This is a genomic window from Dyadobacter ginsengisoli DSM 21015 (assembly GCF_059568735.1).
Window position 1 is genome coordinate 225,609 of the sequence record NZ_JCANTY010000004.1, and the last position, 22,700, is coordinate 248,308.

Sequence of the window (22,700 nt, forward strand, 5' to 3'; positions counted from 1 at the left end):
GGATTTATACAAAAATTTCCATTCCCGCACGCCATTCAGTCATTGAACATTAAAACCAAAAACCCAACTGCACAGCTATCCTCGGTTTTTCTTCTTTTTTTTCTTTGGGGATGAATGCACCGGCAGCGATGGTAAGGACGTCTACCGGGGCCACCCAGATTCCACCGCCGTAGTCGTAATGCCAGTTGCCGGATGACTCGCCATCCAGCCAGACGCGGCCGTAGTCAAACCCTCCGAAAATACCGTAAGTAAGCGGTAATGTGGGGTTATAGCTGCTTCCGAGCCTGATCCGCAGATCGGTATCATGCCAGATGGAGCTTTTCCCGTAAAAACGCTCGGTGCGGTAACCACGTAACCCTAGTTTTCCGCCCAGGGATGGCATTTGGAAAAACTGATACCCTTTGCCAAAGTTCACCCCGGTACCTACCTGCGTGGCCAGGATAAAGTTTTCCTTCTGATCCAGGCTGGTATAAAATGCAAACTTCGCATTCAGACCGGCAAAGTTCTTGTCGCTTTTCAGGTCCGACGTCCAGTTCAGGCCGGCATTAAAACGAATGCCCGAATGCGGCGCGAAAATATTGTCGATACTGCTGAAATTGAACGTAAACTTCGCACCGCTGTAATATTTGGTTTTGAAAATGTCTGAAGGCAGACCATTTTCCACACTGGTAATATAACGTCCCGCAGTAGCCTGAATATCGGATACTTCGAAGAACGGCCCCAGTGTGACAAACCCGTTATGCCCCGCAAACCTTTTCTTCAATGCCGGATACACATAAAATGCACTCTGCCGCACGCGGTAAAAGTTGGCATCGTCCACGGGTCGCTCCGAACCGTTACCCAGGCCCGCATAGTTGAATGCATACCGTGGCCCGCGATAGTAGCTATCGAGATAGAAGTCGAATTTTTTAAAGGCATTGATAAAGTCCCCGGTGTAGTTAACCCTGAAACCCTGGGTTCTGACCGCAAAGCTGCCGCCGATAGACTGCACGGATGCGTAAGGTTCCTTTTTGAAACCGTACTTTGTTATGTTCACCCCTGCGCCCAGAAAAAATCCGTCGTCAGGATTCGCGCCCAGTACAGGTAACGGCAATGTAATGTCATAATTGCTGTCAGCGCTCCGGCGGTCATACACATTGAAGCGGTACAGGCTGGTTCGCTTATCCCGGGTGTCGGGTCCTGCAATAATTGTATTGTTTTTCAGATCGTCATACACCATCGTTTTCTTTCCTCCCCCACTAACCCGCGCACTATCGGCAAAAACGTCCTTGCCCAATCCACCGATCAGCCGCAGCTTCACCCCTTTGCGCACATCACCCTTGACAATGAACTCGTCATCGTCGCCATTACCATAGATATTGATCGTATGCGTAACGGCATTTTCAAAAACACGCTGATAATTCTGATGCTTGATCCCGCCATTTTTGTCCGTTTCATAGACCGTCACGCGGGTATGCGCGTCATCCACCCGTTCGATGACAAAACGTTCCTCCTCCTCTGTCCCGATCACGTTCACGGATTCACTGACAAATTCATAATGCGTCCGGGCGATCTTCATCAGGTCCGCTCGACGGGCTTTAAGACCTTCGATCATTTTGGCAGAAGCCATTTCACGCGCTTTCGCAGGCCAGTCGTCAAACGAGCGCAAAATGGCCTCGTCCGTCAGGTTTTCCTGAATGAATTTTGCCTGCTTCTCCCATTGCTCCCAGCTCAGTTCGGTCAGGAAAGTACGGTCAAACAGCCGTGCACTCCAGGTGGTCCATTTCATACTCTGGATTTCCGGCCCAAAAGTCTGCAACTGACGCAGGAAGGGCAGCGTAAGCCGTGCTACACCCGTCAGAAAGCCATCATAGCGGGAGAAAGCCTGGTCGCGATCCCGGGGAATAGGGCGGTATAGGATCGTCCCATCCTTTTGCTTCGTCGATGCCCAGGCCCATTGGTCGTCGTGACGGTCCCAATCGCCGATGACAAAATCGAGCAGCCGGGTGCGGATCGCCCATTCCTGGTCTACCTTATTTTTACTGTTTTCCAGCATCTCCTCCACCAGCTCCGGTGTGCTGACGATCTTATCCGGATTACCGAAGAAATCGGCATTTTTCCACTTTTTGCCGTCAGCCCGCTCTTCTACGAGGTTCATCGTACCACCAAAGAGGTTGTTGAAAGTCTCCAGTCCGGGTTGCGCAGGTACATAATACATGCGCGGATTGGTGTGGTACACATTAACCGCCTCCGCGAGCTTTGGCATATTCAACGGTGCAAATGGATTGGTCGACAAAAAGTTGTCTTCCACCAGGTATTTCGCAGCTATCATCTGGTTGAAAGGGAAGGGCAGAAAACGGCTCACGTCCTTGGTCAGTCCTCGCATAGCGTACTCACGTCCCTGGCTGTCACGCAGGCGAAGGGAGTTGGTTTGGTTACCTCCACCCTGCTTCACCGGTACGACACCACCCCGGTAAGTAGCCATATCCAACACGGGGAAACGGTATTGCTGCAGGTACAATGGCCGGTAATGTTCTCCCAGCATCGCTTTATGTATTTTGCCGATCGGTTTGACTTCGTTGCTGGTAATGAATTTCGTGGTCGAATCGGCGTGCTCGTTGTATTCTGTGTAAGCCACTGTTGAATCAGGGACTTCGATCACCTGTTTATCCTTCACTTTCCGCTGAAAAACCACTTTGGCCTCTTTCCCGTCAGGCGATACCTCCCAGAATTTCACCCAGGTTTCTCCCCCGGCATAAAAGCTCAGTGTCGAAAAGCCGAGTTTTGAAGAAGAAAATAGAGATCCTTTACCCAAACTTACCGGACTGTTTTTGGAACCGCTGCCACTTACGATAAACTCCTGCCCATCGTTCTCGATGAATTGCAAAGCATGCTCGTGGCCGCTGGCAAAGATGAATTTCCCGTTCTTTTTCGCCCCGGCCAGTACGGCTGTGCGGAGGTCTCGGTAATGCTTGTTGGCGACATCCTGCCGGGACCCGATCGTGGCCCGGAACAATGCACTCAGGCTTCCAAGCCCCGGTAGCGGGATATACAGCCTGGGGTTCATTTCCGTGAGCGGGAAAATGTGCTGCTTGATCGTAAAGCGTCCGCCGTGAGGCCCGTAGGTATAGGGAGGGTGGTGCATCGCAATCACCACGTTCTTGTTACGGTATTTCCTGACCACATTCTCCCACACGAATCGGAACTGCTCCCGGTTTTTGATTTCGCAGCCATCATTGATCTTCTGATCGCGGTCCCAGTCGGTCAGCCACCATTGCGAGTCTGCCACGATCACCACGACATTGTCGTTCAGCTCCACGACCTCGGGTCCCGAACAGCCGTTCAGCGGCAGGAAATAGTTCTCATAATCGTCCTTGTTGGTCTTGCCGCGCCGTTCGTTGATATATTTCTGAATGTACTTTTCCTGCCGCTTTACGCCCTTCACTCCCCAGCCGCGCCAATCGTGATTTCCGGGCGTAAAAATCGGCCGTCCCTTGAAATGCTCCAGTGTCTCAAGCTGTGAGTTGATCCGGTATTCCGCCACTTTGCGGGCTGCGGAATCTTCGGCCGGCGGCATTCCGTATTCATAAATATTATCTCCCAAAAAAAGGGCAGAACTATTTGCTGATTCGGTCGCGAGCCTGGTTTTGAGGTATTCCAGTACAGGCGCAGGACTCGCCGGCGAATCGTTGCCTGCATCTCCGATCAGATACATGGTATGCTTCAATTCCAGTGCGGGTTCGGGTGAGGCCGATTGCCATTGCGCTCCTTCCCCGGAGAAACGCGTTTTATAGCTTGCGCAAGAGGATACTGTTGCCAGAACAGCCCCTGATACGAATAAACGGAGTAGATTTCGATTCATAGGATGTGAACGGCCTACCGGCCTGATTTTCTGAATTTAAGCACATTCCCGCTGAACAAGTCATCGCCCTCATTGGAAATATACAAATTACCGGCATCATCGAAGGCGATGCCCTCGGGCTGAATAAACATGTTACCGTTCAGAGGATGAGCGGCTTTTACCTGCCATTTTGCGTCGGTTACGACGATCAGTTTGTTCACTGCCGAAATAATATACCATTCACCTGTAACCGGATTTTTGGCAATGCCCGACGGCCGGAATCCCCTCGCAACCTTTCCGGTAATGGCCTTAATCTGATCTACCTGGATGGTAAAGCTGCCTGTCTGCGCAATGGTCGAGTCTGTCTCCGGCTTCAATGTGTACCCTGAAACACTGTTTTTGGAATCATCATCCGCACAGTTCTTGCATATTACATAGAGTTGCCCGCTCGCCTCATCTGCATACATTCCTTCATATTCCCCTTTCGGGAGTATGCCTTTGATTTCGTAGACGGCCTCCGGCTCTTCGAATACTGCTTCCGAGAGCGGGAAAGCAAATATTACTCCATTGCTTTTCAGAATGTAAACCTGGTCCCGCAGAATGGAAACGTCTTCATAGTCTCCCTTTTTGCTAAACTTGGCGTGCAATTGCTTTGGAATATCCCAGGCCAGCCTGAACAGCTTTCCATCTTCGTCCTGAATGGCATAAATCGTGTCGCTTTTCCCTTTTGCAAAAGCAATACCCGAAATCTCAAACAAACTTTCGGGCATATTGAACTTCTCGGGCTGGTTCATGTCGTAGCCCTGGAATACGTCTTTTTCTTTTTGTGTCGAGTTGCACCCTGCGAGCGCCAGGCCCGCCAGTAAGACCGGCAGGCACCTTTTCAGTAAAAATGGATTCATCAGAATGTCTTTTTCAGGTTTTCTATTCCTCCCTTGAGATAATGGTAAATGGCTTCCTGCGAGCGCACACCGCCCGGGAGCGTTGTCACTGGCACATTTTGTAGTTCGTCATTAATCCACACAGCCTGAACGGTATCCTCCCATTGCAGCGCGATCATGTCGGTCAGCTGCCGTTTCAGCTCCTCATGATAAATCGGAAAGCAAACCTCGATCCGCCGGTAAATGTTCCGGTTCATCCAGTCGGAAGAGCCCATGAATACTTCCGTTTCTCCATTGTTATGAAAAATAAACACCCGGCCATGTTCCAGGTAACGGTCCACAATGCGTTTGATACGAATATTTTCGCTTTGCCCCGGTACACCCGGAACAAGCCTGCAAATGCTCCGCACGATGAGATTTACCTGAATGCCGGCATTCGACGCTTCATACAGCTTGTTGATCAGTACTTCCTCTTCCAGGTTGTTGAGCTTGATGGTAATGCCCGCCGGCAATCCGTTCCGGGCGTTGCCGATCTCCCGGTCGATCAGTTCGACAAACTGTCTTTGCAGGTTGAACTGGGCTACCAGTAAATGATCGAAATGAATGGCATCGATCTTTTCCGGCTTTTTCTTTTTGCTTAAAAAAGTAAACAACTGCTCAGTTTCCCTCAACATGGCAGAATGGGCGGTGAGCAGGATATGATCCGTGTAGAAGCGGGCTGTGCCCTCATTAAGGTTGCCCGTCGCCAGCAGACCGAGGTACCCATGCGTTTCATGTTTCCGTTTAACGAGCGCCAGCTTGGCGTGCACCTTCAGGGCATTGACGCTGTGGACAATCTTCACACCGGCCGACTTCATTTTTTTTGCCCATCGAATGTTGTTCGCCTCATCGAACCGGGCTTTCAGTTCGACCAGTACCGTCACTTTTTTACCGTTCTTCGCCGCGGTAATGAGTGCGTGCGCAATCCTAGAATCGTGTGCTACCCGGTACATCGTCGTATAGATCTCCTGCACCGACCGGTCTATCGCCGCCTCGTTAAAAAACCGGAGAATGGTGTCGTAAGTCTGATATGGAGCGTGCACCATCAGATCGCGGCGCGTCAACGCCTCAAATAGCGTCTCTTCTTCCGCAAAGCCTTCCAGTTGCTGCACGGCAGGCCAGGCCGGGTATGAAATGGCAGGCGAAGCAACGGGCAGCGCGGAGAGATCTTTCAGGTTATGATAGCGCCCGCCCTCGACGAGCGACGCTTTTTTCAGGTCAAAAACATTGACAATATACTGCAGGTGTCTCAACGGAAGTCCGGGCTCATATAACAATCGGGTCGCCAGGCCAAAATCCCGTTTGCCCAGCTGCTTTTCCACCTGCTCTGCCATATCTTCTCCGTCTTCATCGAGCAGGTCCAGCTCGGCGTCACGCGTTACTTTGATATTGAAAGCCCCGATGCTGGTCGCGTCGGGGAAGAGGTTCCCTAGATTATGGCGAATGAGGTCTTCCAGAAACACAATATAATCGCCGTCCGGCTGTGCTATTTTGACAAAGCGGTCTATATAGGGTGTCGGAATATTCACCAGCGCTACTTTTTCCTTGTCATTAGGAAGTTGCAGGACCACCACAATGTAGATCTGGTTATTTTCCGGGAAGAACGATGTTTTGTCATTCAGGTAAACCGGCTGCAAAAACCCCGCGATGTGCGTAAAGAAATAGCGCCTCGCAAACACCCCGATCTGTGCAGGGATACCTTCTTTATAACAAAAATGGAAACCCAGCCGTCGCAGCGCAGGGATAATCGATTGCCCCAGGATTTGACCAAATGCTTCCTGCTGCCTGTTCACAATAGCTTCCGCTTCCAGGTATGCACTTTCAGCCGAGTCCTTCATCGCATTCTTCTGCAAATAAGGCATCCGCACCCGGTAGAATTCATCGAGATTGGAAGAATAAATAGAAAGGAACCGGATCCGCTCCATAAGTGGAACAGCTTCGTTGCCGGCTTCCATCAGTACCCGTTCATTGAAGGTAAGCCAACTGATATCCCGGTTAAAATAGCGGAACGCTTCCATAAGGGGCCGGCTCAGTGTTCAAACAGAATGGAGGCGATCACAAATGCGACCACGGAAACGACTATACCGAACATGAAAACATTGTACCCCACGCGCAATAACCGGTACTTCCTGCCGAGTACAACCCCTTGGGAATAAACATCTTTAGTAAGACTTCCATACAGAAAGTCCCGGTCGTTCATCATCGTCTGCATGCCGCTGGAATACTCATCGAACGACATCCGGTAGAAGTTTCCAAAGAAAAGCAGGTTAACGCTCTTCCTGTCGATATCTTCTTGTGTAAACGTGCCTTTCGGGATGGTGGGACGGGTGGAGAGAATGGAGAATACCATGGTGACCATACACACCGTCAGCAGCATCATGGTCGGGAGTATGAGATAGGTATTGTCTTCCAGCTTCCTTACGAGCACGCTCAGCAGCACCGAAATGATGATCGACGTGGTCGTGATCATGATATGCGCCTTGTTGTCGGCCATATCGCTCAGCCGCTGATGGTTATTAGAGCTGATCCGGAACATTGTTTCGATGCCCTTGTCCGGCCTGTCGTTCTTCTGTTTCTTTCCCTCGGTAATTTCCGGCAGGAATGTCTTTTCGTCTTTGATCTTGTAAGGCGGGAGCGGATGGACTGCTTCCTCAGGTTCCTCAGCTGGTAACGACTCGGCTTCCAGGTCCTTTTGCCTGAGCTTTTCGAGGTTTTTCTTTTTTTGCTTATCCAGCAGGTCGCGGCAGTAATCGGTCTGATACGTATGCGATTCCAGCAGTTTTATGGTGCTTTTACGCCATTCGCTCTTCTCTATCTTTTTGCCAAGCCGTTGCTCCGCTTCTTTTCTCACCAGCTTGTTCCAGTCACCAAACTCCGGCGTCCCGAGATGAAAAAGGTCCGCGTCACATACCACCTGCTGAAGAAAATTGGCAGGCTTTTGCGGCCATACCGTCGCCAGAATGCAGCCTTCAACCTCGACGATCACATCTTCGTCCAACCCTTCGCTACGGAGGAATTCTGCGGCCATCTCCGCCCCTCTGCGTTCATGTCCGGCTGCTTCACCGGTGCTATACCCTGTGTCGTGAAACCATGCGGAGGTAACAACAATAAAAGTCTCCCTGTCTTCCAGCCGGTAATGGTTCGCGATCTTCACGGCATTGGCTACCACCGCCTCGGTATGGATGAGGTTATGGTAACTGAGCTGCGCGAGCGCTTTAGTACCGAAAAAATGGTGGACATGATGCTTAACCTTGTCGAGCCGATGGTTATAGTTCATAGAACGTTCAGTTATATTTAAGCGCTTCGTTAATTCCAGTCCGCATTCAGGTTGACTCCGATCCGCAATGCTTTCAACCCTGTAACTCCCTGTAATTCTTCCAGGTCCAGAAATTCCAGATCATCCATTAAAGTGTTCTTTTCCTGCAAATAACGGATATAACCTACATATTCCTCGGCAGATTTACTATTGAAATACACCAAAGCAATTTTGCCGGGTTGGGTGAGCCGTTCGCCGGTTCCCTTTATATGCACTTTGTCTATCCTTTTTTTGATCACCTGGTAGCGGATATTATAGGCCCCTTCCACATCGAACCTCCTTTCGTCATCCCGGAAACTGATGTCGATGCTGCTGGAATGGATAAAGATCAACTGCGTAGTTTCCAGCGGCTTCTCCATTTGCGGGATCAGTGAATGGGTGATTCTGGCAATGGCGGCCATGGTCGTAAGCTGCCACAGGCGGATATTTTTCAGATAAAGTTCACTGAACCGCTTTTCCGGTTCAATGGACTGACCAATGTAAATGTCGTACTCGATACCGTCTGTTCTGAATTTTTCGAAATAACTGGGATATGCCTGCTGGATTTCGGTCCGGAAAAGGTCCAGGTACATATTAACCGACGAATTGATCGTCTGCATCGACGCTTCCAGTTCGCGGCGGTTGGCAAATGCGGCCCCGTTCTGCTCGTCGATCATCGCAAAGTACTCGTCGATACGGTTCCGAAGCACGAGGTCGCCGGGAGCCGTGGCGCCAGACCCGTAGCGTTGCACGTTCTCCTCCTTGAAATGCAGCAAAAAGGGGTGCACTTCCGTTTCCAGGAAATCTCTTACCCGCATTTCGTCATTGTCGTTGCTTTCGTCCGAAAGTTCGCTAATCCACTTCCGGCATTTGTAGATCATTTCGTCCGCCAGACTGAATCCCAGCTTCTGTTTCAGGACGCTAAAAGTTTCAATCAGTACATTGAACTGAAGTCGCAGGTCGTCCCGTAATGCCAGGTTTCTTTCGATGGTGGAGTTCCGGATGTCGATTGCGCCGTAGAGCGGGAAAACGTTCCTGAACTGGATACTTTCGATAGCAGCCGTCTGCGGGCTGATGCTTTTGTCCCGGATATAATGCCAGGCAGTCTCGCGAAACCTCCATTGCACGGCGGGTTGCAGGGATGTAAACTTATCCCGGATCACGTTGTCGATCTGCGCATTGAACTCATCAATGTAGTTCTTCATGATCTGCGCGATCCACGGCAGCGCCACATCCAGCCTGGCAAGCAATTTTTCGTCTATGGATTTGGCCTCCCGGGAATACACTTCCAGGACACCCACCACTTTGTTGTCGTAATAAACGGGTACCAGCGCATAAGCTTCCACGCCGTCATTCCGGAGAATGCGGATGAAATCCTGCTTATGCTCGTCCTCGGCTCCCATGTTCCGGAGGAGGAGCGTTTTGGGCGCTTCAAAATACTGGGTGGCCATGTTCAGATACGTTTCCTCGGCCATGTCATTTTCCGTGGCGGCGGTCATGAGTTTGCTGAACAGCATGGAACTCCGGTCAAAAACCAGCCTGTTGTTGACCCGCAGCACCGCCATCAGACCAAAATCGATCTTCGCGTTTTCTACGAGCATTTTCAACGAACCGGCGACGTAGTTGAAGTAGGTTTTCGGATCGTAGGACGCCCGGTCCAGAATGGTGTTCTTGATGCTTTCCACAGCATACTCCGCGGTAACGTCCGTCAGCGTGATCAGCGAAAACCCTTCAAACCGGAACAGGCTATGCGGCAACAAGGTCGAGAAAGTGTTCATATCGAACGAATCCTGCAATTCGGAACGGATCCAGTCAAGGTCCAGTTCAGGCAGGCTTCCCTTGGCGTACACCTCGCAGAAACGGTTGTCGATATGCCCACGATAGTATTTCTGAAGACCCGATTTCTCATCTTTCAATGCAAGAATCATATCGGGATGATGGATCGGCGGAAAATGATAGAGCTTTTCCAGTATGAAGGAATAAAGCATCTGCATTTTTTGTTTCCTGCTCACCTCATGGTCCACCATGAGGTCACATTTAATCTGATTCGATCCGCTTTCCGTCACCAGGTCGTAAAATCCCGAGGTGCCATAGAAAACGATCGGACTTACGGGGGCACTCATGGCCCAGAAAACTTCCTTTTCGTTTGCGATAGGCGGCATCAGCATGCCATAGATCAAACTCAGCTCTTCTTTATAGTTGGCGACATCCGAAAGCGGAACGTCCTCACTGAATGCCGGGTTGGCTTTCAGTTTTTCTAAAACCAGCGAGAAAAATGTTTTTTTGACCGTTTCTTCCTCATCGATTTTCTTTTCTAGGAAATTGATAAAACCCCTGAAAGAAATGGAAGAGTCAAGTTTCTGGAGACCGTATGGTGTGTTTTGTGTTACATCAATGATTGTCGGTTCCATTATATGGTTGTTTGCACACTGAATCCAGCAAAACCGCTTGCAGCTGCCTAAATTCAGTGTTTTTTATCAAACTGCCAACGATAAACGTTGAAATCCGGTTCCATCACAAGGATTCGACCTTTTCCTGCGTTACCGAAGGCTTAATGATCATTCGCAGGGACTGATCTTTGGTGAAATAGGCCACCATCCAGTTGTATAGGGTTTTGACCCGGTTACGGTAATTAATCAGCGAAATAAGGTGTATGAAAAGCCACGCCAGCCAGGCAATGACCCCGCCGAAATGCCATTTCGGCGACGGCAGGTCCACTACTGCTTTGGCACGGCCAATGATGGCCATCGAGCCTTTATCCTTGTAGGCGAAGGCGTGTAGTGGCTGCTGCTCGGCTATCAGATTGAAGTTCCGGGCGAGGTTCTTCCCCTGCTGGATAGCGACCTGCGCTACCTGCGGGTGTCCGTTCGGGAATTGGACGTCTGCGGTCTGAAGACAGCAGTCGCCGATTGCGTAAATGTTGTAAGTACCGTTGACTTTGTTGTGCGCATCGACCAGCATCCGGCGGCCACGGCCATAAGCCTCCGGCGGAATACCGTCGAAAACTTTGCCGGTTACACCGGCAGCCCATATGAGCGTCTTGGCCTCGATGCAGTCTCCTTCCGAAAAATACACCTTATCGTCTACGAAGTCGGTAACATGGCTTTTAAGCCGGATTTTCACACCGAGCTTGCGCAGCGCATCGTAGGTATGCTTCTGCGATTGCACGCTCATGGGCGACAGCAATGCATCTCCTCCGTCGACCAGGTATATTTCACTTCCTTTGCCTGCGAGCTCCGGATATTCTCTGCGAAGAATGCCGTTCCGCATTTCGGCAAACATGCCTGAAATCTCAACGCCCGTGGGACCGCCCCCTGCGATCACAACGGTCAGCAGCCTTTTGACTTCTTCCGGATCATCGCAAATGGTAGCTTTCTCCATCCGTAGAAGCAGTTTGTTCCGCATACCAATCGCGTCCTCCAGTGTCTTCATCGGGGTGGCATTCCGTTTGACATTCTCCATCCCGAAGAAATTGGTTTCTGCACCGGTGGCGAACACCAGAAAATCGTAGCTGAGCTCTCCGTTGTTGAGAATGATCTTATTCTCAGCCGGCAACACCTGCTGTAATTCCCCTAACCGGAAGTGGATATTTTCCTTACCTGCAAAAAGCTTCCGGAACGGGTAGCTGATACTCGATGGTTCCAGGAATGCGGTAGCAACCTGATAAATCAGCGGCGGGAAGAAATTGTAGTTATTCTTATCTACCAGCGTCACCTCAAACTTGTTGCTTTTTGCTAGCTCCAGCGCCAGGTTTACACCGGCAAATCCTCCTCCAATGATGATAATGTTCATGGTGCTCTTTTATTAGGGGGTTAATCTGATTTCAGGCTATTTCAATCAAAAAGGGTCGGAGGTTGTTTCCCATGGCACGCGGCACTTCGGCCAGCCTGCCCCGGAAGAGCCATTTCCGCTGTACGCCGTCTAGTTTCACGCCATGCTGTCGGTCATCTTTCCTGACTTTTTCAGGTAACGGACATATCCGTAAATTGCTCCCAAAATCAACACGATGGCAATGAAAACCGTCAGCCGCGTGTCGGGATGTGGCACGATGACCGGATATTTGAACAGCAGTATGGCTACAATACCGATCAGCCACACCAGCAATGTATTGTACTCTTTCAAAAGCCAGCGCCTGTAGTTGAACCGCATCCCGCCCAGCGTTTCCGAAAAGCCGTTGAAATTGATCAGCCACCGATGCACCCTGCTGCAATAAGCGTCGAACTGCGCGCCGAACTTATTTCTCAAAAAATTCTCTTCGGCCAATACAATGGCCTGATAAATAAACAAAAACAACGGCATTACGATTCCTACATAAATAGCCGAATTAGCCAGAATGCCTACTCCGAGAAGCATCAGGATATTCCCGACGTACAGCGGATTGCGGCAATGCCTGAAAATGCCTTCCGTTACGAGCGTTTCAGCATACACCTTCTTGTCTCTGCCGCCCCGGATAATGTAGGCCAACCCGATGGTAATACCCCGGATGATCTCTCCGGAAAAAGTAACCAGCAAACCCAGTATGACCGGATACAAAAAGTAGTTTGGCCCGAAGCGCCCCGGCGTAAAAATCATAGGCGACGGCAGGAACAGCAGCAGATACAGCAGAATGAACAGGTTGTTCCTATGCTTGAAAAAGAAATTACCGATCGCTATCATGATTTCTTATAGGCTATCATCCCCGAAAAATTGTACCACTTAAAGAAAACTTCGCAATCTGCGAAACCGGCCTCTTTAAGCAGAAGCATGTTTTCAGACAACTTGTAGGGGATCAGCACATTTTCGAGCGCCTCCCGTTTCTGGGATATTTCGAGCTCGCTGTAATGGTTGCGCCGCTTATAGTTGTAATAGTATTTGATAAAATCACGGTTGAATACGCTGCTCTCGGCAAGCACTTTTTCTACCAGCAGCAACACTCCGCCGGGATTCAGGCCGTCATAGATGTTTTTTAAAAGCCGCTCACGATACAATGGCCGGACAAACTGCAGCGTCAGGCAAAGGATTACAACAGAACCATTGGAAATAGGAAGTGGTTGGTGCAAGTCGCCTGTTACCAGATTATAAGGTCTTACAAAACCAGCCTCTTTGAGCTTGGTGTCGCATTTTGCGAGCATTTCAGGCGACTCGTCGATACCAATGAAGCGCACGTCGGAAGGAATGAGTTTATCGACTTCAATGAGTGTGGTCCCGGTGGAACAGCCCAGATCATACACACAACTACCTTCTTTCACGTGATCCGCCGCGATTTCGCCGAGCATTCGCTGCATCTCGTTGTAATACGGCACTGACCTGCTGACCATGTCATCAAAGACATTAACCACCGTTGTCCCGAACTTAAAGTCGGATGCTTTCGTGATCTCTTCTTTGAAGACCTGGTCCAAATTCGCACTTCCAAGGTTCTTCATAAGTTACAGTTAGATTAGTTAGATTTCGGGGGCCGTTTTTCGTTTGAGTCGAAAATCTTGTCCCAAATATCTGAACTTACCCCGTAACCTTTACTTGCATCCGAATAATGATGTTGCATATGATGCTTTTTTAATTTCTTCCAGAGTCCGGATTTGAAATTGGCATGGTGCAAAGCATAATGGCTCATATCATAGAACAGATAGCCGGTCATAAACCCGGAATAGAATGCCGCCACTTCATATTCCCCCAGAAACAGGGTGAACAGAAAGTAAAAGGCCGTTGCGAGCGGGATGCTCACGGACGGCGGCATTACCAGCCTTTTGGCATCATTCGGATAATCGTGATGCACGCCGTGGAAGACAAAATGGATACGCTCCATGAACTTGCCACGCGGTGTAAAATGAAAAACAAACCGGTGCATAAAGTATTCGGTGAATGTCCAGAAAAAAAGACCTCCGAATACCAGCAATACAAAACTGTACCAGGGCAGCGCCCCCACCGAAAGCGACTTCCACGAAAAGTAGCCGATCACGGGGACGAAAATGAAAAGCGGGACACTGTAATGCACCTTTGAAAAGGCCTCAAGAAAGTTACTCTTGAACATCCTTGTGGATTCCGTTGAGTTGGAGACATAGTTTTTAGGCATGTCAGGATGGTTTTATTCGCTGAATAATCGTTTTACCGGTGGCTGTGTCAACTCCCTTGAGCTCTATGTACAGCACGTTGGGCGACCAGAATGTACCTCCATCAATACGAATGAATACCCGGCTGAGGATACATTCACGCTTGTCGATGCTGGTATACACATGGTACTGGTTTCGGCTGTCCCTCCGCAGATAAAGCGGCAGTTTGGAATAAGCTACCGATCTCAGTTCATAGGCCGCATTGCCAATCGCTTTGGAATTGATCCCGTAGGCAAATTTACGCTGCAGATAATTGAGATCTTTTTTAACCCCGCCCTCAGGATACCTGATCCAGAAAGTGTTAACGGGGTTCTTTTCGCTGATTCTTCCTTGTTTGTCGACGTTAAGCTGATAACAAATTGTATTCGTATTCGGATCACGCTGAATGTAAAAAAGCAATCCGGGGACATTGTCGGGAACTGGAAACTCGTCCGGATCGGTGGCTGTCGTACCGGTCTTTTTCTCTGATAATCCTGTTGCATACGAAACAAGCGTCAGGCTGAGCGCCATCAGAATGCTGAGTATGTATTTCATGACTGTTGAGCTACTACTATTATAAACAAATGGCTTGTGCGATCACTTCACGGTCGCATTCACCGTATTGCAAAACCTCCTCAACCATCTCAGCGTTCCCGGAGAACGGCCCCGATGACTGTATTTTCAAGGTAGCCATCGCCGCCCCGAACTCGCCCGCCTCCTGTACACCGGCACCCTTTACGCGCTGGCTCAGGTAGCCCGCCATATAGGTGTCCCCGCAACCGGTCGCATCCACGACATCCGCCGGTTTGTAAGCCGGAATCTGGAAAAAATGGTTGTCTTTGTAGATCAAAGACCCTTTGCTGCCCAGGGTAATGATCACTTCTTTTACCCCCAGATTGGCGAGGTATTCCGCACCTTCGCGTACATCCCTTGTGCCCGTCACTACTTCCATTTCAAATTCGTTGGCTTTGAGAATAGACACAAAAGGCAATGCGGCCTTCTTCTCGTCCCAGTCCTTATACAATACTTTCTGGTTCTTCACATAACGCAGATAGCCCTGAATGTCCAGGGACACGGTCCCTTTCGAAGCCAGCAGTTTGATCAGGTCCACGCTGATGTCGTCCGAAAGCAAGGGGCCAAGATGGAAATACTTCGCTTCGATAGCCGGCATCTGCGCTACTGTAAACGGGGCCGCCTTATGGAGCACATTCTGCTCGCGATGGTCTTGATTGGCACTGTAAATGTTTTCGAAATAGACGGTATAAGGACTGTTCTGGGAAAAAACCTCGATATTCTCTTCCCGCAAACCGGCAACGATATGACCTTCCTTTTCGGCCAGCGCCGTTACCAGCATATAGCGGACGTCGAATTGCCGCAGCGCCTTCGAAAAATAGAACGAAGTGCCGCCGGGCATATACTTGACAGACTGGGCTGTTACTACCTTATCCAGGGTAATATGCCCGATGGTGCAAATGTCGTACATGGTATTCTTTTTGTTAACCCAACCTTCAAAGGTTAGGGCTAGTGACAACTAACCCAGGCTCATAATGGTGTCAGCCACCTGGGCAAAATCTGTAATCTCGGCATCGGCCACCGATACCTGCGTGTCGGCGGACTCTTCAAAACCCTGCACATTCAGCCAGATCGCCTTGCAACCTGTGGCTTTGGCGGGCAGAACGTCTTTGGAATAGGAATCGCCTACTGCCACGCATTCATGCGGAAGAAAGCCCTGCGCCTCCACGCCCAGCTGCCATATCGCGGGGTCGGGCTTCCGGACGCCGACCACTGCCGATTCGACGACAGATTGGAAATAATGCGCAATGCCAAATTCCTTCAAAACGCTATTCAGGTTTCCATAAAAATTGGAAACCATCACGAGGGGGTAGTTTTGCGCCAATGATTCAAGCACAGGCGCAGCCTTTTCAACACTAGTGCGTGCGACGCGGTCGCATTCGCGGGCGATGGCCTCGATGGCCTGGCCGTCCAACTCGTATCCGTTCTCTTTCAAATAGCCAAACTGCTGCTCTACTTTGAGAAACAGCACATCGTAAAACACATGATGCGGCTGGATGATCGGATGGATGGCCAATGCCCTCTCGCCAAACTTGTATGCACTCGCAAATGCCTCTTTGTCAACCTTTACCCGATTATGCTGATAGGCATCCCATAACACATTGGCCCAATGCAAGCCATTTGTATCAATTGTCCCCCCATAATCAAATAATATTCCCTTTATCATTGCTCTCGTTCTCTTGATATCAAAATAATCAGCTATCGGCTCTCACAGGAACTGGTTTCAATTCTGCTTCTGTGCTGGCTGTCTGATTGTTTTTTGTTTTTTTATTAATCAAAGCCAGCCCAATGATAATCCAGACGATCTCTCTGATTCTCAATACAACTCCAATAAAAATCCCTTGCGTCGCGGGCAATCCCACACTTTTCAACGCGAGCGCCAGGCCGCCTTCGCGGGTACCGAGCTGCATCGGGAAGAAGAAGATCAGGTTCGCGAAAAGCGATGAGCCTGAGCTCACGATCAGAGATTGGGCTAATGTCATTTCCATTCCTATGGCGTGGGCCGTGAAATAGATTTCCAGGCAGCCGATTACCCTTCCCGCAAACTCATAGAACAGTGAAGCATAGAATGCATTCCGGCGGTCCGAATACAGGACACGGATCTGCTCATCCACTTCGTACAGGTTCTCGGCATTCTTCAATGCGAATTCCCGGGCCTTATGTTTGATAAAAGGCACCTTTTCCAGCAAGCGGAAAGTGCTCACCGTGAAACCTTTTTTATAAACATTGATAAACCAATATCCTAAAATCAGCCCTACGACCAGCAATACCCCGCAACCGGCCAGCATAACATCACTTAAAGGAACCACCGCCACGATCAGGATAATGGACGCCAGCCAAAACAGCACGTGAGAAAACATGTGCATCAAACTGTAAAGCAGCACCGAGGATGTCGCTTTCTGGATGCCCAGCGTTGGTTTCAGTTCCAGAATCCGGTAAGGCTCGCCACCCAATGCCACGAATGGCGTGATGTAATTGATCGCATAACCCGAGATCGTCAGGCGCAGCACCGCCCAGAAAGACATATTCGTTTCGGGCAGTTGCGGCTCGCGGATGATGGCGCGGAATGCGAGGGCGTTCAGGATGTAGATCACCAGCCAGCTACCGATTACCGGCAGGAACCAGATGCCCGTCCTGTTGATATTTTCCCAAATCACGAGCAACCCTGTGCCATAGATCATATAGCTCAGTGAGAAAATGCCGATTGCCATGAAAAGGGCTTTGTACGCCTTGCTACCCATTGTATTTGCCGGAGCTGATCTCCCTGTAAAAATGATTGCTGACCTGCTCCTGTTTTACGATCATATAGATCAGGATCGGGTTCAGAACGAATATGTCAAACAAGAAATAGATCCACGACTGGTCTAGGAACAGCCAGATAAAGAGGAATATCACCCGGGTATTGAACTGGACGATATTGGTATACTTCATCAGGGGCTTGTTCTGAGCGCGAAAATCGGTAACGAGCTTTGCGGGAAGGCCGTTCCGGTATTTCTCTTTCACAACAGCCAGCAGCTTCTGCAATTTTGGTGAGAAAAACTCCTGCTCTTTGGTGTAGTTCAAATACAATCGGGCCACGATTTTCATACCGAACTGCCGCGTCCAGCTCATTTCATCATACTCTTTTTGCAAATCACGGCTATTGTCGAGCTCGCTGCCGTTGGTGCCTTTGATAAAAAACAAATGCACATTGCGGTAGTAATCCGCCATGGCCGACTGGATCATATGCGACGCGCCTGCAACCACGCCCGGCACCCAAATCCACGCGCTCCAACCTTCTTCCATACTCCGCAAACACAATGCAATGTGGATCGCGATAAACCAAAAGTCACCGGCTACCCCATCCAGAATGCGCCCGAATCGGCTTTTATCGTTCGTCATCCGGGCGAGCTGGCCATCGGCGCTGTCGAGCGAATTGGCGAACATCAGCGAAAGCATCCCGATCACATTAATCCACAACTGCTGCGGATAGAACAAAATACCCGCCGCCACGCCGAAGAAAATGCTGATGATCGTCACCGGGTTCGGGCGCAGGCCTACCTTCGCGCAAAACAATGCGATCCGGTAGCCGATGGGCCGGTAAAACCAGATATCGATCTGCTCCTCCGTATCGTTCGATTTAAGCGAATTCTCGAATGCCGAGGTTTTTTCGGGTTCTTCTGCGAGTGGTCGGGGTGTGGTGGTTGTCTCCATTAATTATTGTTCAAAAATCTCTCATAAAGCCGGCCGGCAATCTTTCCGGCTGCCTGGTCGCGGCACGGTGCGAAACTGGGCCAGTCGTTCAGGTCGATAATGCGAAAATCGCCGTCCTTTCCTACAATGGCATCGCCTCCGTAAATATCGATCCCCACTACGCCTGCCGCTTCGTTGGCCGTATTCTGCAAACCTTCGGCGCTGAACGGGTAATACACCGAATTACCGTTGATCTGCTGATATTCAGCATATTTATGATGGTTGTTATCGTACGGGTAGAACCAGAAAAAGAAGTCCGTGCCCCTAACCCCGTAAAACTTCACCAGGTCGCCGATCAAATGCTGCGAAACTACTGCGTCGGGGATTTCGCGCAATGCGTACTCCTGCAATATCTCCTTGGCTTCCTCGCGCGATGCTGCAAACGACACATCTTCCTTATGGATGGCGTGGAAATCGCCCCGTTTGATCCAGTAACCTTTTCCTTTGATCTGATCAAAAACTTCGTCGCCCTGGTAATCCGTCGGTACAATGTAGCTGTCGGCTACCGGGATGTTATTGTTATTCAATGCATTGGTCAAGTTCGTGCGGAAGCAGTTTTCAATCCCGAATGCCGAGTTCAAAACCTGCGTGCCGTTCCTTTCCAGTTCCTGTAATTTGGCTACCACCTGCTTTTGGCGTGCCATGGTAAAAATCTTGCTGTAATGCACTGTTTCCATGGCCAGGAACTCATCTTCGCAACAGATGGTAATGCGGCATCCCAGTTTTTCGAGCTCTTTGGCCGTTTGGGAAAAAATCGCATCGTCGTTCCCGATATGGTTGGGCGAAAACTTTTTGTTTCGGTGGACGCCCAGAATCTCTAATTCGTTCATGTATGGTGTTGACCGGCAAAACGCCCCGGTCGGTTAGTAATAAATTGGTGTCAGTCCAGTGTGTGTTTTAATGTATTTAGAAAGCCATTTCTCCGCTCAGGAACAACTCTGCCGTCTGGATATCACTCACATGGTCCACGTCAACGATCTTGGTAAACGGATATGCTTTCAAATGCAAACCGTCCGCCACCAGCTGCCGCTGGAAGTTCCGCATCCGGCTCACACCCTTTTCCACAGCCACACTCACGGTTTCGATCGCTTTCCTCCTGAGACAATAAATCCCGCCTGAAACAAACGGGGTATCGGTACTATTATCATCGGTGAATGCAGTAATGCGGTCGTCGTCGTCAACTGCCACATAGAGAGGACTTTCGTCGTCGATGAATGCAGTGACCGCCATCTGGCCTTCGAGATTCCTGCTTTCTGCAAATTCGTTGATAAACACGCTGAACTCCTCTTCGCGGAAGACCGTATCGGTGGTGGTCAGACAAACCTCGCTCAATTCCGGATCGCTTTTGAAAAGCTCGTACACGCTATGCAGCGAACTGGGTGTCGTTTTCTTAACAATTTGAATGGGCAGGTTCTCTGCCAAGCCCATCAAATGCATTTCCAGCAGCGGCGATTCCTCGTTGATGATGACCAGGATTTTCTCCGCATTGTTCCGCGCGAAAATCCCGATCAGCCGATCGATCAGCATTTCGCCGTGCAGGCTCACCATCGGTTTGGGAAGTGTAAAACCTTCCTTCGCCAGTCTTGAACCTTCCCCTGCTGCTATGATTGCGTAATTCATAATAATGTCTCTTTTAAATCAATGCCTTAAAAATCAAGCCTGAACCGCGCCCGGATACCCCATTCCGATACATTCGGGTTGTCGAGGTAGGTAAAACGCTTTACCAGGTCAACACGTAACAGCTTGAAAATGTTGGCAATACCCACGCTGCCCTCGATATAAGGCTCGCGCGACAATGTGTAAGTGACCGGCTTACCATCCTGGTCGGTGGCAAAGCGGTACAGGCCCGGGTTGAATGCCGGGTTGTTCTCATCCCGCAACCCGCCCATCAGGCCTTTAAAACTCAGCACCTCACGCAGTTTCAATCTTTTCAGCAATGGTATTTTATTGAATATGAAACCGTTCAGATAATATTGCACGTCCAGGCTCGCATAATGGTCACTCGCGAATTCCAGGAAGTTCATCAGGTTATACGAATTCAACTGATACGCGTAAGTCTGGTTAGCCCGGTGGATGGTCAGCAACGGAAACTGGATCTGTTTCCCGAAAATATAGCCGCCCTCCGCCGTAATGTCCGCAAACCCGAATTGCGACAGGTAAAAGCGCTTCTGGATGTTCAGCGCCACATTGTGATAATTGTTTTCTCCTTCAAATACCCCTTTCAAACCTGCATTATAGCGCAATGTAAAAATCGGGTATTTGTTGATGATCGGAGTCCGGTACAACTTGCCTTGATAATACTGCTCGTGCGGCGCATAACGCAGCTCAATGTTCGCTTCGGTATTATTCAGTTCGCCGGCATTTTTCAGCTGACCTTCTTCATCCAGGCTTTCATAGCGAAGTATGCCTGCGGGGGTCTGTCTCCATTGGGTAAAACCGATCTTGTAAGAAAAGCGGCTCTCGAACTCGCGCACATATTCCAGTTTGTAAATATCATTATACAGCCACCGGTTATTATCCCCGCGTTTGAACGACAACAGGAAGTTATCCTCCTGCACAAACTGCAATTCCTGCCCGGGAATCTTGGTATCGCGTTGATAACTCGCCCGCAGGTAATGCAGCGGGAAGTGGTAAACGGATTTGTTATTAAATGAATAAGTCCCGCTTAAAAAGTACTTCCATTTCTGGTCCTTGAAACCATAGGCCGCATAGGTTTCGAAATAGACACGCTTACTAAAATCCGTGGTGGTACGCCCCCCGAAACGAAGACGAAATCCTTCCACAGGGTTGAAGCTGTAAAATGTATTCACAGGTCCTACTTCCACCGCTCCGAACGACTTGTAGCCCGAAAGGAACAGCGTCGCAATGTCCATCGTCCGCTTGAAGGACGGGATGGTTTGCAGGGTATCGATATTCTTGTAAATATCCAACTCGGTGCGTTCCAGCGGAATGTGCCGTTTGCTGGCCCAGAACGACTCACTCGTTTTGATTTCCGGATTATAAACGATCTCCTCACCCGGTCCCCGGTAAATGCTGTCGGGACGTGGCTGGTTAATGGTGTAGTCCTTGAAATTCACCGTCCGCTGACCGTATAAACCACCGTTCTTCTCGCCCAATGCAAATTCCATCGCAAGCGTCGACTTGTTCATAAAATAGCGGCCGTCGGCACCTTTCTCAAATTCCAGGCGCGCTTCGAGGTCACGCATGAAGTTGAGGTTAATATCCTTGTTTACAGTCAGATAAGCATTCTGAACACCATATTTTCCGTCGAGAGTAATGAAAAGTTTACCTTCGAAAAGCATATCCGTCTTGTTCCGCGGAACGAAGCCCAGCTCTATCAGCCATGGGTTACTCGTTTTGATGGTGTCGCGGATGAAGAATTTATAAAATGTCGGTGCGGAGTTCGCGATCGGGCTCAGCAACAAGTTGGTGGCGATGGAGATATCATTGTCGTAAATGTTGATATCTTCATACAAACGGTTGAAATAGGCACTCAAACCGTCATTATCCACAAACTTCGCGTCAAATTCTGCCCGGCGGTTCGCCAGCACGAGTTGTTTCTTGTTATAGGGACTTTTCCGGAAATAAACTTTGGAGAGTTTTTCCTGAATATAGGCAGGCAGCATGTTCTTGCCGCCCATTGCAGCCGAGTCCTGGCTTTTAAACAAAAACTGGTAATTCCTGAAAATGCGCTTGTCCTTGAATTCGTCGGACAGGTTGCTCAATGCGAGCGAGATCTTTTCGTACTGTTCGTATTCAACAAAATTGTTGCTCGCCATCTTGTTCTCATCCTTATGCGCGATCACTTCGCGGATAAGTTGCACGGCCGGGTTATCCTTATTACGGTAACGCGCCTTGGTCTTCACAGTCACCTCTTTCAGCATTGAGGCATCCACCGTCATTTTCACATCGATCACCTGGCTCACACCCGGCTTGATCGGCTTTTCAATCGCCACATAACCTACATAGGTAAATTTGATCGTCGGATGGTCTTCACGCAAAGTCATCGCGTAACGGCCCTCGGCGTCGGAGGCAGTTCCCATGGTTGTTCCCGGGATGAGGATCGACACATATGGCAGGGTTTCCCCCGTCTTCGCATCGGTAACGGTACCTTTTATCGTGGTTGTATTCTGCGCTACGGCCAATCCCGCGCCGATCGGCAAAAGGCCGATCACCAGGAGTAGTTGTAACCATATCGACTTGTTAATTGCTTTCATGTTGGAACGTTCGTAACGTGTTTGAGCTGTCCTCTGCTTGTGTCGAAATCATGTACGCTGCACACCTGTCACCGGATG

The 22,700-nt window shown here is 49.7% G+C and carries 17 protein-coding genes; all 17 read right to left on the reverse strand.

Annotated elements, in window-relative coordinates; genetic code table 11:
- Positions 1-49: 49 nt before the first annotated feature.
- Complete coding sequence (locus BP71_RS16105) at positions 50-3,841, reverse strand: metallophosphoesterase (protein ID WP_496380949.1); 3,792 nt, start codon at positions 3,839-3,841, stop codon at positions 50-52.
- 14 nt (positions 3,842-3,855) lie between these two features.
- Entirely contained in the window at positions 3,856-4,722 is an 867-nt protein-coding gene (locus BP71_RS16110; protein WP_496380951.1) for an SdiA-regulated domain-containing protein, read from the reverse strand.
- Positions 4,722-6,758, reverse strand: coding sequence for a polyphosphate kinase 1 (ppk1, locus tag BP71_RS16115; RefSeq protein ID WP_496380953.1), 2,037 nt, complete (start codon positions 6,756-6,758; stop codon positions 4,722-4,724). The genes BP71_RS16110 and ppk1 overlap by 1 nt, the downstream gene beginning before the upstream one ends.
- Before the next feature lie 11 nt (positions 6,759-6,769).
- Positions 6,770-8,017 (reverse strand): Pycsar system effector family protein, encoded by a 1,248-nt coding sequence (locus BP71_RS16120; protein ID WP_496380955.1) that lies wholly within the window; start codon positions 8,015-8,017, stop codon positions 6,770-6,772.
- A gap of 29 nt (positions 8,018-8,046) precedes the next feature.
- A complete protein-coding gene (locus tag BP71_RS16125; protein WP_496380957.1) occupies positions 8,047-10,446 on the reverse strand; it encodes a GAF domain-containing protein in 2,400 nt (799 codons plus the stop codon).
- Positions 10,447-10,549: 103 nt separating this feature from the next.
- Complete coding sequence (locus BP71_RS16130) at positions 10,550-11,827, reverse strand: NAD(P)/FAD-dependent oxidoreductase (protein ID WP_496380959.1); 1,278 nt, start codon at positions 11,825-11,827, stop codon at positions 10,550-10,552.
- A gap of 135 nt (positions 11,828-11,962) precedes the next feature.
- Positions 11,963-12,691: a methyltransferase family protein gene (locus tag BP71_RS16135; RefSeq protein ID WP_496380961.1), complete on the reverse strand. Its 729-nt coding sequence runs from the start codon at positions 12,689-12,691 to the stop codon at positions 11,963-11,965.
- Positions 12,688-13,437: a carboxy-S-adenosyl-L-methionine synthase CmoA gene (cmoA, locus tag BP71_RS16140; protein WP_496380963.1), complete on the reverse strand. Its 750-nt coding sequence runs from the start codon at positions 13,435-13,437 to the stop codon at positions 12,688-12,690. Before cmoA ends, BP71_RS16135 begins: the two co-directional genes overlap by 4 nt.
- 14 nt (positions 13,438-13,451) lie before the next feature.
- The gene (locus BP71_RS16145; RefSeq protein ID WP_496380965.1) at positions 13,452-14,084 is read right to left on the reverse strand and encodes a sterol desaturase family protein; all 633 of its coding nucleotides are present in this window, start codon (positions 14,082-14,084) and stop codon (positions 13,452-13,454) included.
- 1 nt (position 14,085) lies between these two features.
- A complete protein-coding gene (locus BP71_RS16150; RefSeq protein WP_496380967.1) occupies positions 14,086-14,655 on the reverse strand; it encodes a DUF4833 domain-containing protein in 570 nt (189 codons plus the stop codon).
- Between the two features lie 19 nt (positions 14,656-14,674).
- Positions 14,675-15,583, reverse strand: coding sequence for a PfkB family carbohydrate kinase (locus BP71_RS16155; RefSeq protein WP_496380968.1), 909 nt, complete (start codon positions 15,581-15,583; stop codon positions 14,675-14,677).
- A gap of 48 nt (positions 15,584-15,631) precedes the next feature.
- Positions 15,632-16,339: an HAD family hydrolase gene (locus BP71_RS16160; protein ID WP_496380970.1), complete on the reverse strand. Its 708-nt coding sequence runs from the start codon at positions 16,337-16,339 to the stop codon at positions 15,632-15,634.
- A gap of 28 nt (positions 16,340-16,367) precedes the next feature.
- Positions 16,368-17,384 carry a lysylphosphatidylglycerol synthase transmembrane domain-containing protein gene (locus BP71_RS16165; RefSeq protein ID WP_496380972.1) on the reverse strand — a complete coding sequence of 339 codons (1,017 nt, stop codon included), beginning with the start codon at positions 17,382-17,384 and terminating at the stop codon, positions 16,368-16,370.
- 22 nt (positions 17,385-17,406) lie between these two features.
- Complete coding sequence (locus BP71_RS16170) at positions 17,407-18,366, reverse strand: CDP-alcohol phosphatidyltransferase family protein (protein WP_496380974.1); 960 nt, start codon at positions 18,364-18,366, stop codon at positions 17,407-17,409.
- Positions 18,366-19,235 carry a hypothetical protein gene (locus tag BP71_RS16175; protein WP_496380976.1) on the reverse strand — a complete coding sequence of 290 codons (870 nt, stop codon included), beginning with the start codon at positions 19,233-19,235 and terminating at the stop codon, positions 18,366-18,368. Before BP71_RS16175 ends, BP71_RS16170 begins: the two co-directional genes overlap by 1 nt.
- Positions 19,236-19,311: 76 nt before the next feature.
- The gene (locus tag BP71_RS16180; RefSeq protein ID WP_496380978.1) at positions 19,312-20,025 is read right to left on the reverse strand and encodes a nucleotidyltransferase family protein; all 714 of its coding nucleotides are present in this window, start codon (positions 20,023-20,025) and stop codon (positions 19,312-19,314) included.
- 26 nt (positions 20,026-20,051) lie between these two features.
- On the reverse strand, positions 20,052-22,622 hold the full coding sequence (locus tag BP71_RS16185) for a DUF5686 and carboxypeptidase-like regulatory domain-containing protein (RefSeq protein ID WP_496380980.1): 2,571 nt from the start codon (positions 22,620-22,622) through the stop codon (positions 20,052-20,054).
- Between the last annotated feature and the right edge of the window lie 78 nt (positions 22,623-22,700).